Here is a 14,113-nt window from a genome sequence, read left to right as displayed (position 1 = left end):
GGCGATCTTCTTGGTCATCTCTGCGCTGGGCACCGGGATGTCCTTGACCTTGAAGCCGGCCTTCTTCAGACCGTTCTTGCGGGCGGTGTTGGCTGCCACGGACTGCGGCTTGTCGCCGGTGTAGTAGTAGGACAGCTGGAAGCCGAGCTTGCCGGCCTTCTTCAAGATGGCCTTGGCCTTGGCCGGGTCACCGGTGCCCTGACCAGTGGCATACGGCAGCGGGTCGTACTTCTTGTAACCCTGCAGGCTCGGCGCCGCGTAGGTCGTGGCCGGCTGGTAGTTCAGCTTCGAGCGACCGCCTGCCTTGCGGACCTGGTCCCAGGGGTAGGCGTAGCCGACGGCCTTGCGGATGTTCAGCGGGATCTTGTTGACGTTCAGGTTGACGTAGAACTCACACGACGACGGGCCGAGCTTGAACTGGTTCTTCTGCGCACCGGTCACCTTCGACTCCAGCGACGCATCGATCTCACCGATGTTCAGGGTGTTGGCGCCGGTGCCGCTGTTGGCCAGGATCCGCTGCTGCGAACCCAGGTTGGTGATCGCCAGGTTGATCTGCACCTTGTCCGGGTAGTTGTGCCGCACCGGGTCGGTGTCAGCATCCCAGTACTTGTTACGCGACAACACCAGCTTGGACCCGATGTTGTAGGAATCCACCTTGTACGGGCCGGTCGTCAACGGGTGCTTCTGGTAGTCACCCTTGGTGTCCTTGGCCTTCGGCACCGGAGTGAACTCCGGGAACGACGCGAAGTAGTTGAACGACGGCACCTTCTTGACCAGGTGGAACACCAACGTGTCATCACCCTTGGTCGTCACACCCTTGAAATTGGCATCCGGCTGCTTGTACGGACCCTTGTAGTCCTTACCGCCCACCAGGTACTGCCGCTGGTAATCGGTGCCGTTCAGCGCCACGCTCTCCTTGGCGAACGACCGCTTCATCCCGTAGACGAAGTCCTCGATCTTCACCGGCGAACCGTCGGAGTACTTCAAGCCCTTCTTGATCTTGAACGTCCAGGTCAACCCGTCCGCGGACGGCTTACCCACACCCTCGGCCAGGTCCGGCACCAGCACCGGCTTGCCCTTGACGATCTTGTACTGCGTCAGCGTGCGGTACAGGTACTGCGTCGCGAACGCGTTCGAGTCGACGTAGTAGATACCGGCCGGGTCCATCGTGGGCGGGTTCGACGAGTCGTCGATGTAGAGCGTGCCGCCCTTCTTGGCACCCTTGACGTCCGGTGCCGGGCCCTTCAGCGTCGCGTCCTGAGCCGCCACCGCAGCCTTGGTCTGCTCACCGGCAGCAGTGTTGTCGCCGCTACCGCCCTTGCCGCTGTTGTTGGTCGACGGGCCGCCGCTGCTGCACGCAGCCAACGAGACCGCAGTCACACCTGCGGCCGTCAGTGCAGCCAGTTTCGTCAATCGCATGACATTTCCCTTCCAGCGGTCGCGGAGAGTTTCCGCGGCCGTGAGTAACCACCCAAATTCACTGCACGGGTGCGTGCCGGATCTGCCGGTGATGCACCCGCCCCCGAGGTTGTGCAGAAGCAGCCGACGATTCCCCCGCCGACCCGGTCGCTTCTTGGGTCAATACACTTGACCGGGCAATGTGCGAAGTCCAGCAGTTGCAACCGATCGCGACCAGATCGCAATATTCGAAGTTTTTCGAATCTCTGCAGAGCATGTCGAATCTGTAATTCCGACAATGGATTCAGGCTGATAGCGGAATGGAATTGACGAGTGTCAGGGCAGGCTCGCCAGTAGTTGACGCCCGGTCGGTGACAGTTCATAGAAGACGTTGTGGCGGCGTCGGGAGCGCTCCAGCAGGCCGGCCCGCTGCATGACCTTGACGTGGTAGGACACGGTCGCCGCGGCCAGTCGCAACTCTCCGCTGAGCTCGGTGGTCGTGCGTGCCGAGCTCAGCTGTCGCAGGATCGCAGCACGCGTCGGACCGAGCAGTCGTCGCATCCCGGTGAGGGTGTCCGTCGCCTCGGACGGGGTGCTGATCGGGTAAGCCACGAACGGCTGGCTGCCCCACGGCCGCATCGCGAGCCGTGCCCCGTGCAGTGCGGTCGGTATGACGACCAGCTCGGGCGCCTGCACGTGGAGCTGGTCGTCGGCACCGGGCGCGATCCCGTGCTGGGACAGTCGTCCGTGAACGATGTTGAGGACCGCGCCCAGGCCGCCGTCCACGAGTTGCGCACAACGGTCGATCTCGACCCGCAAGGCAGCCTCCGCGCGGGTGAAGACCTCCGACATACCGTGCTGCCAGAACGTTTCCAGGCCGTCGGCCACCCGAGCCGGCAGCGAACCGTCCTCGAGTGCGGCGGCAACCTCCGGCGCGAGGTCGCGGTCGCCGGCGGCCTCGCGCAGCTGGGTCGCGGCGTGTGCGGGATCGGTGCCGCGGATCTGCTCGAACTGCAGCTCGGCAGTCCGGCACTGTGATCCGGCGGGTGGCACCGGCGCGAGGAAGTCGGCCGTGGGTTCGCCGGAGTCGGTCGGCAGCAACGCGGCAGCGAGCGCGACGTCGGGGCAGCCGGTGAGTTCGCGCGCCTCCTGAGTCGGGGCGCCGTAGCTCGCATCGATCGCGTTGTCGCGGGTCAACTGGAGCCAGCCGAGCGTCTCCATCGCCGGCGACACGGACCACCGGATGCTGGTGACCGTGGGTGCTTCCAGCTCGATCGTGATCACGCGGCGGCCTCCCCGGGCTGACGAAACGTGGGTCAGCTTCGCTTCATCGTGACACCGGGTGACAATCAGGTGACACAGATCACAACCGAACGTTGCCGAATTGCGACCTTATTTCGTCGGTTGCTCGACAGCCGACAGCAGCGTCCGCAACGATCCGGCCAGGGCGGCGCGGTTGCGTGCCGGGAGGTGGGAGAGGATCTCGCGCTCGTGCTCCAGCAGGCCCACCATCGCCGCATCGACGGCGTCACGACCGGTCGCGGTCAGTCGCACGAGGACTCCTCGGCGGTCGTTGGGAGCGGGGTGCCGCTCGACCAGGCCGCGGCCGGCGAGCCGGTCGACGCGGTTGGTCATCGTGCCGCTGGTCACGAGCGTCTGCTGCACGAGGGCGCCGGGGGAGAGCTCGTATGGCGCTCCGACCCGTCGCAAGGCGGACAGGACGTCGAACTCCCAGCCGTCCAGACCATGCTCGGTGAACGCGCGGCCGCGAGCCTGATCCAGCAGCCGGGCGAGTCGTGAGACCCGCGAAAGCACCTGTAGCGGCTCGACATCCAGGTCGGCGCGCTCTCGACGCCACGCATCGACGATCTGATCGACCTCGTCGCGCTCCGTCACCATGGGGTGAGTCTACCCGCAAGATTCTTGACATCGAGACAACTGTGTATATCTTGATATCAAGATAAATTCTGACGAGGAGGGCGCAGTGCCGACATGGGACCCGCAGCAGTACGAACACTTCTCCGATCTGCGAGGGCGGCCGTTCGGTGACCTGCTCGGCCGGGTCGGTGCCGAAGCACTCGGGCGAGTGGTCGATCTCGGCTGCGGCAACGGGCCGCTCACCCTGACCCTCGCCGACCGGTGGCCGCACGCTGCGATCAGCGGAGTGGACTCCTCCGAGTCAATGCTGGAGCGGGCTCGTGCGCTCGACGAGTCGCAGCGCGTGCACTGGCAGTTGGGGGACGTCGCGACCTGGGACGGTGCGGGCCGGGCGGACGTCATCGTCACCAACGCCACGCTGCAGTGGGTCCCGGAGCATCTGACCCTGCTCGACCGATGGCTGGCCGAGCTGCCGTCGGGAGGTTGGCTCGCGATGCAGGTGCCCGGCAACTTCGACGCGCCGTCGCATCGGATCATCCGGGAGGTCGCGCGAGCGCACGAGCGAGCTGGTGACCTGGAGGGCGCGCTGCGTGACGCACCCGTGGAGTCACCGCAGCGGTATGCCGAGACGCTCGCCGCGCACTGCGGACACTTCGACGTGTGGGAGACGACCTACCTGCAAGTGCTGGATCCGCAAGGAGCACAACGCAGTCCGGTCCTGGAATGGGTCAAGGGGACAGCGTTGCGACCGCTGCTCGACAGGCTGGACGAGTCCGAACGAGGGCCGTTTCTCGACGAGTTGGTCGAGCGGTTCGATGCGGCATACCCGCGAGCGGCATACGGGACACCGATGCCCTTCCGTCGCATCTTCGCCGTCGGCCGGAAAGACTGAGTGGGTATGACGAGTAGGTCGAACGGTGTCGAGGTGACCGGCCTGCACCACGTGCAGATCGCGTGTCCCGCTGGGGCGGAGGACGACCTGCGCGGCTTCTACACCGGGGTGCTGGGCCTTCCCGAGATCCCGAAGCCACCGGCGCTGGCGGCTCGTGGCGGATGCTGGTTCGCCGTCGGCATACATCACGAATTGCATTGCGGCGTCGAGGAACCCTTTGTCCCCGCGCGTAAGGCGCACCCGTGTCTGCTGGTGGCGGACGTGGATGCGGCGGCGGACGCGGTCGCCGCTGCCGGGGGAGAGGTGCGGTGGGACGAGGCGATCCCCGGCATGCGCCGATTCCACACCGACGACCCCTGCGGCAACCGGGTGGAGCTGCAGCAGGTCAGAGCGTCTTGAGCTTGGGGTCCGCTTCGATGCCGCCCAGGCCGTGCCAGGCGAGGTTGACCATGTGCGCGGCGACGGTGTCGCGCGGCAGCGACGAGCCGGACTCGATCCACCACTCGCCGGTGAAGCCGATCATGCCGACCAGCATCTGCGCATAGATCGGGACGACCTCGACATCCAACTCGTTGCGCTTGAAGACCTCGATGACGATCTCCTCGACCTGACCCGCGACTGCCGACATGATGCTGGCTGCCGAGCCGCTGCCGTGCCAGGTCGGCGAGTCGCGCAACAGCACCCGGAACGCAGCCGGCTGCTCCTCGATGTAGCTCAGCAGCGCAACCGCTCCGCGCTCGAGCAACTCGCGGGACGTCCCGCCGGAGGTCAGGGCGCCGACCAGGTGGTCCAACAGCTGGCGCATGGCGCGGTCGACCACCACGGCATACAGGCCCTCCTTGCCGCCGAAGTGCTCGTAGATCAGTGGTTTGGTGACTCCGGCTGCGCTGGCCACGTCCTCGACGGTCGTGGGTTGGACCCCGTGCTCGGCGAAGAGCTTCTCGGCAACGGAGATCAACTGTTCGCGGCGATCCGCGGCAGACAAGCGAGATCGTTTCTTGGCAGGCATGGCTCCATTCAACGGGATGGCCGGGCCGGGCGTGGCGACTGCTGCGAGATCGTTGTCAACGATCTTCCATGATCCCCCGATATGCCATCGGGATCGATCTGTCCTACCCTTGTGCGGTCCCCGTGCGGGGCGTTCCCCGGTTGCTCTGCTGGTAGGGGCCGCCTGACTTTGAATCAGGATTAGCGACGTTGGTTCGATTCCAACCCGGGGAGCATTGACGCAGGTCAGCGGCCCGCGCCCGTTCGCGGCGCGGGTCGTCGCGACTGCCCTCTCACAGAAACTCTCACAGTTGCCCTGCGGCGGTGTGTTTCACCCACGCACGACGCGCATGTGCGATACGTTCGCCCGGTGATCAAGGACTACCGATGACAATCGCGGTATCTCTCAAAGTTCACGATGGTGTCGTCCTCGCAGCGGACTCGGCGTCAACTCTGATGGCACGGGACCACTCCGGCAACGTCGGCGTCGTGAACGTCTACGACAACGCCAACAAGATCGTTAACCTCGTTAAGGGGTTACCACTCGGCGTGATGACCTGGGGTTCGGGCTCCATCGGTCCCGTCTCGATGACCACAATCTTCAAGGATCTACGAGCGATGCTGTCCGGCGACGTGGCAGGCCCCGACGGGCAGGACTGGGCTCTTGATCGTGCTGCGTTCACGGTCGAAGCCGTTGCCGAGCGCGTCAAGGAATACGTGGTGGATCGTCTCTACGTAGAGGAGTTTGGCTCTGGGGCGGCCGACAGTCCCGAGTTAGGCATGGTCGTGGCTGGCTATTCGACTGGCGGGGCTCATGCGGAGGAGTGGAAAATCGAAGCGGGCGGATCCGCACCCGCAGCACCAATTGAGGGCCTTCGGCCCGGCGCCGAGTGCGGATTCATGGTCGGCGGACAACCCGCGACCGTCATGCGGCTCGTGATGGGCGTCGATCCCCGCATGCCCGAGGTGCTTCAAGATGCGCTCGGAGTGCCTCCGGAGCAATGCGAACCTGCTGCGGCGGTACTCCAGCAGCACCTCCAGCAGCCCGTGGTTCAGGACGCCATGCCCTTCAAGGACGCGCTCGACCTGGCGGAGTTCCTGGTCGAGACCACCGTGAAAATGACTAGATTCCTTCCCGGACCGGCTACGGTAGGTGGACCGATCGAAGTTGCTGGGATCAGCAAGCATGAGGGCTTCAAATGGGTCGCTCGCAAGCACTACTTCAACACGGAACTCAACCCGCAGGAGTCGAAGTGACTGGCCAGACGTTCTATGCGAGTTCGTTCGCAGCAGTGCCGCGGTCGAAGTACCAGTACCCTCGGCCAAGTGCGCGGACTGGATCTTTCAGTACGAAGTCAGCGAAGACGCCATCCATGAAAGTCGTCGTGAAACCCAAGCGATCAGAATCTGGCCGCTCGGGCACCACCACTACGAGCCGGTAGTAGATAGCGCGGCCGCGAACGCGGCGGCTGCCCTGTCGATGCCCGGCCGGGTACTGGTGACGTAATAGGTCAGGTGGACCGTTGTCGAGTGCCCGAGCATCGCAGCCGCGTCGGCAGCCTCCGTGCCCGAGCGGTGCAGAATCGTCGCGAGCGTGTGCCGCAACCAATGCAGCCGGACGACCGGCACGCCCGCGTCACGACAGAGCGCCGTGAATGCGGCCGTGAACGCCTCCGGTGCCAACGGCTGCCCGAGCGCGTCCACCACGACATAACCCGTGTCTTTGTACGCCGAACCGGCCGCGAGCCGGTCCGCTGCCTGCCGGACCTTCAGCGACCGCAGCAGCGCGACCGTGCCCGGGTGCAACGCCTCGACCGGCACCGTCCGTTCGGACGCCGACGACTTCGTGTCATCCGTCGCCGTGTGCGACCCGTCCACGCGAACCCGGCCGCGCTCTACCCGCACCGTGCCCGCGTCCAAGTCGACCGCGTCCCATGCGAGGCCGAGCACTTCCGAGCGACGCAGCCCGGACAGCGACAGCCGCCACGCGCCCGCCAACTCGTGATCGTCGGCGACTGCCCGGAACTTCAGCAACTCGGCAGGCTCCCACGGAGTGACCTCGGCCCGGCGCGCCGCAGCGCGCGGGATCTCGACCCCGTCGGCCGGATTGACCGGGATCAATCGCGGGATGCCGAACCGGAACACCGCGCGCATGGTCGTCAGCGTGTACTGAAGCGACCGGCGCGACAGCGGACGACCGAGCCGCCCGCCGTCCGTCGCGAGCGCCACCATGACGCCGTCGATATCGGCCCGGGTGATCTGCTGCACTCGTTCCGCGCCGATCTGCACCCGAACCGCCTTCAGCACGTCGGCATACCCGCGCCGCGTCACGTCCCGAACGCTCGACTTCGACGCCAACCATTCGTCGGCGAGTTGGTCGAACGTCGTCCGCTCCGGTGCCGTGAACGTCCCGGCCCGCACCTCGGCGCGCGTCTTCGTCACCCAGTCGCGCGCGGCGCTCAGGCTCCGGTGAGTCGTCGTCAACTGCCGACGCTTCCCGGCACCCGTCGTGCCCACGTCCACGACGGCCCGGTAACGCGGCTGCCCGTCCTTGCCCAACGTCGGCCGACCGTCCGGCCCGGTCAGCAGCCGGACCGGCTCGCCCGGCTGCGGTCTCGCGATTCTCATTTGCGTGTTCCCTTCCGTGTGCGCTTCGTCTGCTCGGCTCTCATGTGCCCGGCCACCGTCGCTAGCGCGTGCACGGCGACGTCATGCCGTTCGAGATCCGTTGTCGCGGTGTCGAATTGGTCCGCGAGCACCCGAAACGTGCTCGCGAAGTGCGACGCCTTCGGCTCGGCGAGCCCGGGTGACGCGTAGTAGATCCCCGGCTCCAGCGTGTCTGGCAGCGGTGCGTGACCGTGTGCCCATCGCCGCACTTCGTCCGCCGTGCGCTCGCGGCCGCCGACGCTCACCGTCTGCCCCGCGTCCGGCTGAATCAGCCGCAGTGGAGGCACCGACAGTACGAACGCGAACGCCAACCATTCGCCAACGCTCACCGTCCGCTGACCGTTGCGTGCCCGGATCACGGCCGGGTGTGCGATCGGCCAACCTGCCTCCGACATACGCCGCGCAACGTCGCGGTCTGTCCAAGCGCGCGACCGTCGGTCGCCGTCCAACGCTCGGCGTCGTGCATCGGTGATCTCGCGCGTGAGTCCTGCGGCTAGTGCCTTATCGACGTCCATAGGTACGAGTTTAGTCCGTTGCTGGACCAATTGATAGCAAATCGTTCACGATTGGCACCACGAACCGCCAACGCGAAGGAACCGCACCATGAACAACACCACGCGAGAGGCAGCCCGGCCCGCAGCGCTGACCCGCGCGGACCTTGACGCCCGCGTCACGATCACGCCCGACGAAGCATTCGCGACAGTCGGTGTCGGCCGAACGGCCGGATATGCCCTGCTGCGCGATGGCACGATTCCGAGCCGTCGCCTCGGCAAGCGCTACGTGATCCCTGCTCAGGCGTTCAGCCGCTTCCTGAGCGAGACCGGCACCGCGAGCGCCTGACCGATGGATGCCCGAGTACCCGAGCGCGTCGCGGGTGACCCGGTGCTGGACGGCGTCAGCGATGCCGCGTTCCGTGTGTGGCTGAACGGCCTTGCATGGTCGGTCGGGCAGGGCACAGACGGCCGGATTCCCCAGTCAGCGCTGCGATTCCTTCACCCGGACGGCCCACGCCACGACGCAGCCGCCGAACTCGTCACGGCCGGTGTGTGGAAGGCCGACGGCGACGGCTGGCGCAACGTTCGGCACCAAGACGCACAGACCACGGCGCAGGAAGCGGACCGGCTCCGAGCGAACGCCCGTGAGCGGCAACGGAAGTCGCGCGCGAACCGCGCCAACTCGTCACGCTCCGGTCACGCCGCGAACCGTGACGCTGAGCGTGACGCGTCACACCCGTGTCACACCGAGCACGGCACGCAAGCGCCGAATATGTCGCGGAACGGTGCGGATTCGCCGCCCGTCGGTCACGCGGGTGACATCGGTGTGACAGGTCCGCGTGACGCAGCCCGTGACGCAGCGAGGCAAGGCAAAGGCAACGGCGAGGCCAGGAAAGGCGAACTACCCCCGCGCGAGACCGGCCCGGACGGCTGGCCGCGCGAACTGTGCGACGTCTGTCACGAACCGATGAACACGTACCAACCCGGCCAGAGCACGCACCCGGGATGCGAGAGGACGGCGTGCCCCGGATAGCGCACCGAGCACCGACGACAACGCCAGGCCGCCCCCGGCCTGGACAACCTCAACACCGGAAGGAAGTAGTACCGATGATCGACAGGTGGAAGCCCGAGCACGACGACCGGCTAGCAGCGTTGGAAGGGGTGAAGCGTCCGACGCCTGAGCATCGCGGCCAACTCGCAGCGCTGCGGATGATGGCGCGGCCGATGACGTCGCGCGGCCGACGCGTCGCCGCGCTCGCCGCACGGTGGGCGAACGGTTCGGAGCGTTCCCGGTGACCGCGCGTAGGGCTGCCCGAGCCGTTCCCGTATTCGTGGACGCGTTCCCCGAGTGGACCGAGTACCGCGACCGGGAGGCCGATCTACTCGACCGGCAACGGGTCGCACAGGATCGAGAGCGCGACGCGCAGCAGGAACACCGGGCAGCGCTCCGCGAGTATGACCGGCAACTGTCGGCGGCAGCGCTCGGCGAGGCCGATCCGCCCGGCGAGCGGCCGACGCTCGACCCGGTGCCCGGCATGGTCGCAGCCCGTGCCCGCGAGCGGGTCCGCGCGCACCGTGCAACTCGCGTCGCGCTGCTGGCCGATCTCGCCGACCGGGTGCAGTCTGCGGCCTCGGAATGGTGGACCACTGAAGCGCCGACCGTAGTCGAGCACGTCCGGCAGGTCACCGCCGACGCTGAACGGCTTTCGGATGCGCTGCGGCAGGTGCGCGAGGTGCGGGCAGCGCTCGACCGTGAGCACGTCGCCGCGCATGGTGTCCGGCCCGCTGCATCGTTGGCCGACCGGACAGCCGGACCCGTGGCAGTCGCCACACTGGCAAGCCTCGGCGACTCTGACCCGTTCGCGCTCGCGGACGCGGTCCTACCTCGCGGCCGGGTGCAACGTGACCCCGTCGCGTCCGAACGCCTCGGCGTGCAGCGCTACGAGACGCCTGAACCGAGCACCCGTGAGCCGAGCCCGCCCGCCACGCCCGACCGTGACCCGGTGCGTGATCGTCTCTGACCCGCTGACCGGCCGCGTGATGCCTTCCGGCGCGCGGCCGGTCAGCGCTTACCCGAAAGGACCGACAGCGGTGCGTTACGCCGACGATGTCGCCCGGCTACCCGTGTGGATCCGCTCCCGGACCGTGCGTGTCGGCGACTGTGCGACGTGGACCGGCCCGACGACGGGCCGCGACGGTCTCCAATGCCGCGCATGGGATCCGCAGCAGCGGCACGCGGTCACGGTCTCCCGCCGCGCCTACGAACTCGCCCACGGCGTGACTGTGCCCGGCTGGCAAGTGGTGGTCAGGAAATGCGGCAACGGCCGTTGCGTCCGGCCGGACCACCTCGGCACCGCTGACCGTGGCGAGCACCGGCCAACGCTCATTCTCGGTGTGGCCGCAGGTGACCGACCGTGACCGCCGCTGACCTCTCCGAGCAGCAACGCCGCGCGGTCGAAATGCTCGCAGCCGGAACGGAACCCGCCGCAGTCGCGGACGCGTGCGCCGTGTCAGCCCGGACTCTCCGCAGATGGCGGAACCGGCCCGACTTCGCCGCAGCGGTCGCCGACGCCGTATCGGGCACCTTCCGCGATGCCCGCTCAGCGGTGCTCGCCGCGAGCGTCGCAGCCGCCGACGTCGCACGGGCACTCATGCTCGACGGCCACACGCCCGCACCCACACGCGCCCGGCTCGCGCTCGGCGTGCTCGACCTCGCCGACCGCTTCGCCCGTGACGACCTCGCGGCCCGACTCGACCGATTGGAAGCCATATGGGACAGCAACGACTTACGCGCCGTGTGACCGCGCTCGAAACGCTCGCCGCCGATCTCGCGGCCCGCGACGACGACGGCCCGACACTCGCGGATCTCCTCGCCGCCGCCGAGCCGACCGACGACGAATGCCGGTTCGTCGCCTACTTCCTGACGCACGCCGACCCCAACGCGGACCCGGGCACCGCCGATGACTGGCCGCTGTCTACCGCAGCCGCCGTCACGTTCACGACGACCGAACGCGGCCGGGACCGCCTCACCGGGCAGCCTCCCCGCGCCTCGCTACTCGACCCCGACGGCGTGCCCCGGCCGTGGTTCACCGATGCCCTGGACTCCGTCCGCGCATGGTGGCGAGACGGATACGGCGACGCCAACTCTCGATCGGCATTGATTGGTCCCCGCTAATAGATCGGAGGCTCTACGGTGAGAGCGTGTCGTCAGCGGAGTGGTGGTCGCGTGTTCTTCAGGGTGGCGCGGGCTCGCTTATTGCATTGCTCGGCGCGGTCGGCGTTTTCTGGCTCACTCGCAGAACCGATGAGCGAAAGTATCGAAGGCAACGCGAAGACGAACGGCAGGCCGAGAGCCGGAGTCGTACAGAGTCGGGCATTGTCGCCATCTTCGAGGCTGCTCACCCGCTGCGGCTACGAATGCAGACCGATGAACGGTTGGACCACCTGGCCCATGTGCTCACACTGTTCTCGGTGCGGGAGACGGCGGATCACCCGGACGCGGCGGCATGGGCCGATCAGCAGGCCCGTGAGGTGCTCGACCTGCGCGGTGACGACGTCGATCTTCGCGCTGCCGCGTGGCAAGGCGGCTACATCATGGCGCGCTTGACGTGCTGGCTCAGGGAGGGATTGCCTGCGGACGGGCTCCGCCCCCACGACCGGAGCGACCGTGAGCGCCTACGGGACGGTGACAACTTGGTCGGCGAACTCGACTCCGACGGAAAGCCTCTGACGGTCCGAAACTTGGTCGAGTTGCTTGTGGAGCGGGAGAGAGCAGCCGAGCAACGCGGATCCGAGGAATAAGTTACGTGCGGAGTCTCACGCGGCTCTCACAGACGGCCCGGCACCGAGCGACACCGCCCGGCACCGTGAACGCCGAATCGCCGCATAAACGCACAAAAGACGGCACCGGCCGAAACTAGGCGTCACGGCCGGTGCCAGTCTTTGAATCAGGATTAGCGACGTTGGTTCGATTCCAACCCGGGGAGCTTCGATCCGAAGCTCAGCTCGGGTCCGCCCATCGCGCGAGTTCATCCAGCGCAGAGCACAATTCGCGGTGAAGCCGGGTTCCGAGCATCGTCCGCCACTCCTGCTCGATGCGCTCCTCCTCGGCACGGGCCACGGGCAGTACGTCCCGTCCGCGCTGGGTGAAGCGGACCAGGCGTGCTCGCCGGTCGGCGGGGTCGACGGTCCGCTCGACATACCCGATCCGTTCCAGATGATCCAGCAGTGAGACGGCCGTCTGCTTGCTGATCCGAGCGCGCGTCGCCAGGGTCACCACGCGTGTCCCCTCCTCGTCCATGCCCGCCAGCAGTCGACCTTGGGCGCGAGTCAGCTCCACGTGACCGGCCCTCTCGAGTGCAGCGAAGATCCTGTCCTCTGTGGCGCGGTAACCGAGGAACATCAGGAAGCCCAGCGGCAGTTCCCGGCTCATCGGAGGTGCTTCCGGGGATCATGGAAAGTTAGTACCATAGTCGTACTTTACCGAAGGTCCTGGAAGAAGCTGCGACATGGACGAGACCGAGTTGTGGAGAGCAGTCGACGAGCAGCGGCAGGTCACTGTCGACCTGTTGCGTGACCTGTCACCGCAGGAGTGGGGGCAGGCGTCCCTGTGCGAGTCGTGGACGATCCGCGACGTTGCGGCCCACTTGACCTTCCCGCTGATGGGGCCGGGCGCGATGGCCGGGATGATGCTGCACGTTCCTCGCGCAACCCTCGGCGGCACCAACGCGATGATCGCCCAGGGCGCGCGGTGGGTCGCCCGGAAGCGCTCGCCCGACGAGCTCGTCGATCGGGTGGGACAGACGATCGGCGGCCGGCGCACGATGCCGGGTCTCGGTGTCGAGGAGATGCTGATCGACGCGATCGCCCACGGGTTCGACATCGCCGAGCCGCTGGGTCGACCGGTCCGGACCGACGTCGGAAATCTGGTCATCGCCGCCGAGCGTGTGCTGTCGTATGGCGGGCGAGGCAGCGCGAAGGTCTTCAAGGCGCTGCCGCTGGGTGGTCTGCGCCTCGTCGCCACCGACGTCGCCTGGCGTCACGGGGCCGGTGCGGAGGTGCGCGGTCCGATGGTGGACCTCTTCCTGCTGCTGACCGGGCGCACCGCGCACCTGTCCGTCCTGGAAGGCATCGGCGCGGACGTGCTCCGGCGACGGCTGCGCAGGCCGGTCGCCGCCTGAGCCCGGCACATCTCTCCCCAAGTGACCGTGTGGCGCACATATACCGCTGATTAAGAAGCGTCGGCCAGCCTGCGTCAGGTCAGTACAACAACTCAGGGGAGTGAGAAACATGCACATGAACCGCAAGCGCATGACCGGATCATTGGCGGCCGCGTCGGCTGCAGCGGTCGGCGCCATCTGCCTGTCGGCAGGCGGAGCTATTGCTGCACCCGCCGATGCCAATGGTCGAGCGGTCACGCCGGGGGCGCACAGCACTGCGGACGTTGGCAGCTCATCAGTGTCGGGCAGCAGCTATCACGGCTGCCCAACGGGCGCGGTCTGCATCTATCCCGGCACGGGCTGGAACAACGACAAGCCGTCGAATGTGTACTGGAGTTACGGGGTGCACAAGTTGTACAACCAGTACGGGACGCACATGGTCGACAACCATCAGTACGGCGGTGCGACCGTGAGCTTCTGCAAGGGGTCGAACGGGACGAACTGCGGCAGCACCATGCGCGGCTGGACCCACGGAAAGCGGTACCTCACGCCGATCAACTCGATCAAGCTCTCGCCCTGAGCGAGCAGTTGAAGCGTGGGGCGGGCCCGGGGTCTTCGCAGATCCCGGGCCCGCCCGT

Annotated in this window: 19 protein-coding genes and 1 tRNA gene; 13 read left to right on the top strand and 7 right to left on the bottom strand. The window is 67.1% G+C overall.

All coding sequences use genetic code 11. The features are described 5' to 3' along the window. The 3 genes from ACSZL9_RS18870 to ACSZL9_RS18860 form a co-directional block, all read right to left on the bottom strand. A partial coding sequence (locus tag ACSZL9_RS18870; protein ID WP_446667072.1) for an ABC transporter substrate-binding protein occupies window positions 1-1,419 on the bottom strand: 1,419 nt, incomplete at its 3' end. Between the two features lie 315 nt (window positions 1,420-1,734). Then, a complete protein-coding gene (locus tag ACSZL9_RS18865; protein WP_446667071.1) occupies window positions 1,735-2,682 on the bottom strand; it encodes an ArsR/SmtB family transcription factor in 948 nt (315 codons plus the stop codon). A gap of 108 nt (window positions 2,683-2,790) precedes the next feature. Then, window positions 2,791-3,297 (bottom strand): MarR family winged helix-turn-helix transcriptional regulator, encoded by a 507-nt coding sequence (locus ACSZL9_RS18860; RefSeq protein ID WP_446667070.1) that lies wholly within the window; start codon window positions 3,295-3,297, stop codon window positions 2,791-2,793. An 85-nt stretch (window positions 3,298-3,382) separates the two neighbouring features. Between ACSZL9_RS18860 and ACSZL9_RS18855 the strand changes: the two genes are divergently transcribed. After that, window positions 3,383-4,168, top strand: a complete 786-nt coding sequence (locus ACSZL9_RS18855) for a methyltransferase domain-containing protein (protein ID WP_446667069.1) — start codon at window positions 3,383-3,385, stop codon at window positions 4,166-4,168. A gap of 6 nt (window positions 4,169-4,174) precedes the next feature. Further along, a complete protein-coding gene (locus ACSZL9_RS18850) occupies window positions 4,175-4,567 on the top strand; it encodes a VOC family protein (protein WP_446667068.1) in 393 nt (130 codons plus the stop codon). On the opposite strand, the gene ACSZL9_RS18845 is transcribed toward ACSZL9_RS18850, so the two are convergent. Further along, window positions 4,554-5,153 (bottom strand): TetR/AcrR family transcriptional regulator, encoded by a 600-nt coding sequence (locus ACSZL9_RS18845; RefSeq protein ID WP_446667067.1) that lies wholly within the window; start codon window positions 5,151-5,153, stop codon window positions 4,554-4,556. The genes ACSZL9_RS18850 and ACSZL9_RS18845 overlap by 14 nt on opposite strands. A gap of 157 nt (window positions 5,154-5,310) precedes the next feature. Here ACSZL9_RS18845 and ACSZL9_RS18840 point away from each other — a divergent pair. Then, window positions 5,311-5,389 (top strand) — tRNA-Gln (locus ACSZL9_RS18840). 153 nt (window positions 5,390-5,542) lie between these two features. Further along, window positions 5,543-6,412, top strand: a complete 870-nt coding sequence (locus ACSZL9_RS18835; protein WP_446667066.1) for a hypothetical protein — start codon at window positions 5,543-5,545, stop codon at window positions 6,410-6,412. A 171-nt stretch (window positions 6,413-6,583) separates the two neighbouring features. On the opposite strand, the gene ACSZL9_RS18830 is transcribed toward ACSZL9_RS18835, so the two are convergent. Both ACSZL9_RS18830 and ACSZL9_RS18825 read right to left on the bottom strand, forming a co-directional pair. Next, window positions 6,584-7,783 carry a site-specific integrase gene (locus ACSZL9_RS18830; protein ID WP_446667065.1) on the bottom strand — a complete coding sequence of 400 codons (1,200 nt, stop codon included), beginning with the start codon at window positions 7,781-7,783 and terminating at the stop codon, window positions 6,584-6,586. Beyond that, complete coding sequence (locus ACSZL9_RS18825) at window positions 7,780-8,337, bottom strand: hypothetical protein (protein WP_446667064.1); 558 nt, start codon at window positions 8,335-8,337, stop codon at window positions 7,780-7,782. The genes ACSZL9_RS18830 and ACSZL9_RS18825 overlap by 4 nt, the downstream gene beginning before the upstream one ends. Window positions 8,338-8,425: 88 nt before the next feature. Between ACSZL9_RS18825 and ACSZL9_RS18820 the strand changes: the two genes are divergently transcribed. The 7 genes from ACSZL9_RS18820 (at window position 8,426) to ACSZL9_RS18790 (ending at window position 12,117) form a co-directional block, all read left to right on the top strand. Beyond that, on the top strand, window positions 8,426-8,662 hold the full coding sequence (locus ACSZL9_RS18820) for a helix-turn-helix domain-containing protein (protein WP_446667063.1): 237 nt from the start codon (window positions 8,426-8,428) through the stop codon (window positions 8,660-8,662). Between the two features lie 761 nt (window positions 8,663-9,423). Continuing rightward, on the top strand, window positions 9,424-9,612 hold the full coding sequence (locus ACSZL9_RS18815; protein ID WP_446667062.1) for a hypothetical protein: 189 nt from the start codon (window positions 9,424-9,426) through the stop codon (window positions 9,610-9,612). Further along, window positions 9,609-10,337, top strand: a complete 729-nt coding sequence (locus ACSZL9_RS18810; protein ID WP_446667061.1) for a hypothetical protein — start codon at window positions 9,609-9,611, stop codon at window positions 10,335-10,337. Before ACSZL9_RS18815 ends, ACSZL9_RS18810 begins: the two co-directional genes overlap by 4 nt. Then, on the top strand, window positions 10,324-10,734 hold the full coding sequence (locus ACSZL9_RS18805) for a hypothetical protein (RefSeq protein ID WP_446667060.1): 411 nt from the start codon (window positions 10,324-10,326) through the stop codon (window positions 10,732-10,734). Before ACSZL9_RS18810 ends, ACSZL9_RS18805 begins: the two co-directional genes overlap by 14 nt. Further along, window positions 10,731-11,117 (top strand): helix-turn-helix domain-containing protein, encoded by a 387-nt coding sequence (locus tag ACSZL9_RS18800; RefSeq protein ID WP_446667059.1) that lies wholly within the window; start codon window positions 10,731-10,733, stop codon window positions 11,115-11,117. The genes ACSZL9_RS18805 and ACSZL9_RS18800 overlap by 4 nt, the downstream gene beginning before the upstream one ends. Continuing rightward, complete coding sequence (locus tag ACSZL9_RS18795; RefSeq protein ID WP_446667058.1) at window positions 11,114-11,491, top strand: hypothetical protein; 378 nt, start codon at window positions 11,114-11,116, stop codon at window positions 11,489-11,491. Before ACSZL9_RS18800 ends, ACSZL9_RS18795 begins: the two co-directional genes overlap by 4 nt. Window positions 11,492-11,517: 26 nt before the next feature. Next, the gene (locus tag ACSZL9_RS18790; RefSeq protein WP_446667057.1) at window positions 11,518-12,117 is read left to right on the top strand and encodes a hypothetical protein; all 600 of its coding nucleotides are present in this window, start codon (window positions 11,518-11,520) and stop codon (window positions 12,115-12,117) included. A gap of 199 nt (window positions 12,118-12,316) precedes the next feature. Here ACSZL9_RS18790 and ACSZL9_RS18785 read toward each other — a convergent pair whose 3' ends face one another. Further along, a complete protein-coding gene (locus ACSZL9_RS18785) occupies window positions 12,317-12,748 on the bottom strand; it encodes a MarR family winged helix-turn-helix transcriptional regulator (protein ID WP_446667056.1) in 432 nt (143 codons plus the stop codon). Window positions 12,749-12,824: 76 nt separating this feature from the next. Here ACSZL9_RS18785 and ACSZL9_RS18780 point away from each other — a divergent pair, with 76 nt between their 5' ends. After that, a complete protein-coding gene (locus ACSZL9_RS18780) occupies window positions 12,825-13,496 on the top strand; it encodes a maleylpyruvate isomerase family mycothiol-dependent enzyme (protein ID WP_446667055.1) in 672 nt (223 codons plus the stop codon). Between the two features lie 115 nt (window positions 13,497-13,611). Further along, window positions 13,612-14,055 (top strand): hypothetical protein, encoded by a 444-nt coding sequence (locus ACSZL9_RS18775; RefSeq protein WP_446667054.1) that lies wholly within the window; start codon window positions 13,612-13,614, stop codon window positions 14,053-14,055. Window positions 14,056-14,113: the final 58 nt, after the last annotated feature.

It is taken from the genome of Flexivirga sp. B27 (assembly GCF_052905685.1).
Note: the sequence above shows the minus strand (reverse complement) of the source record. Positions and strands in the feature narration are given on the sequence as shown.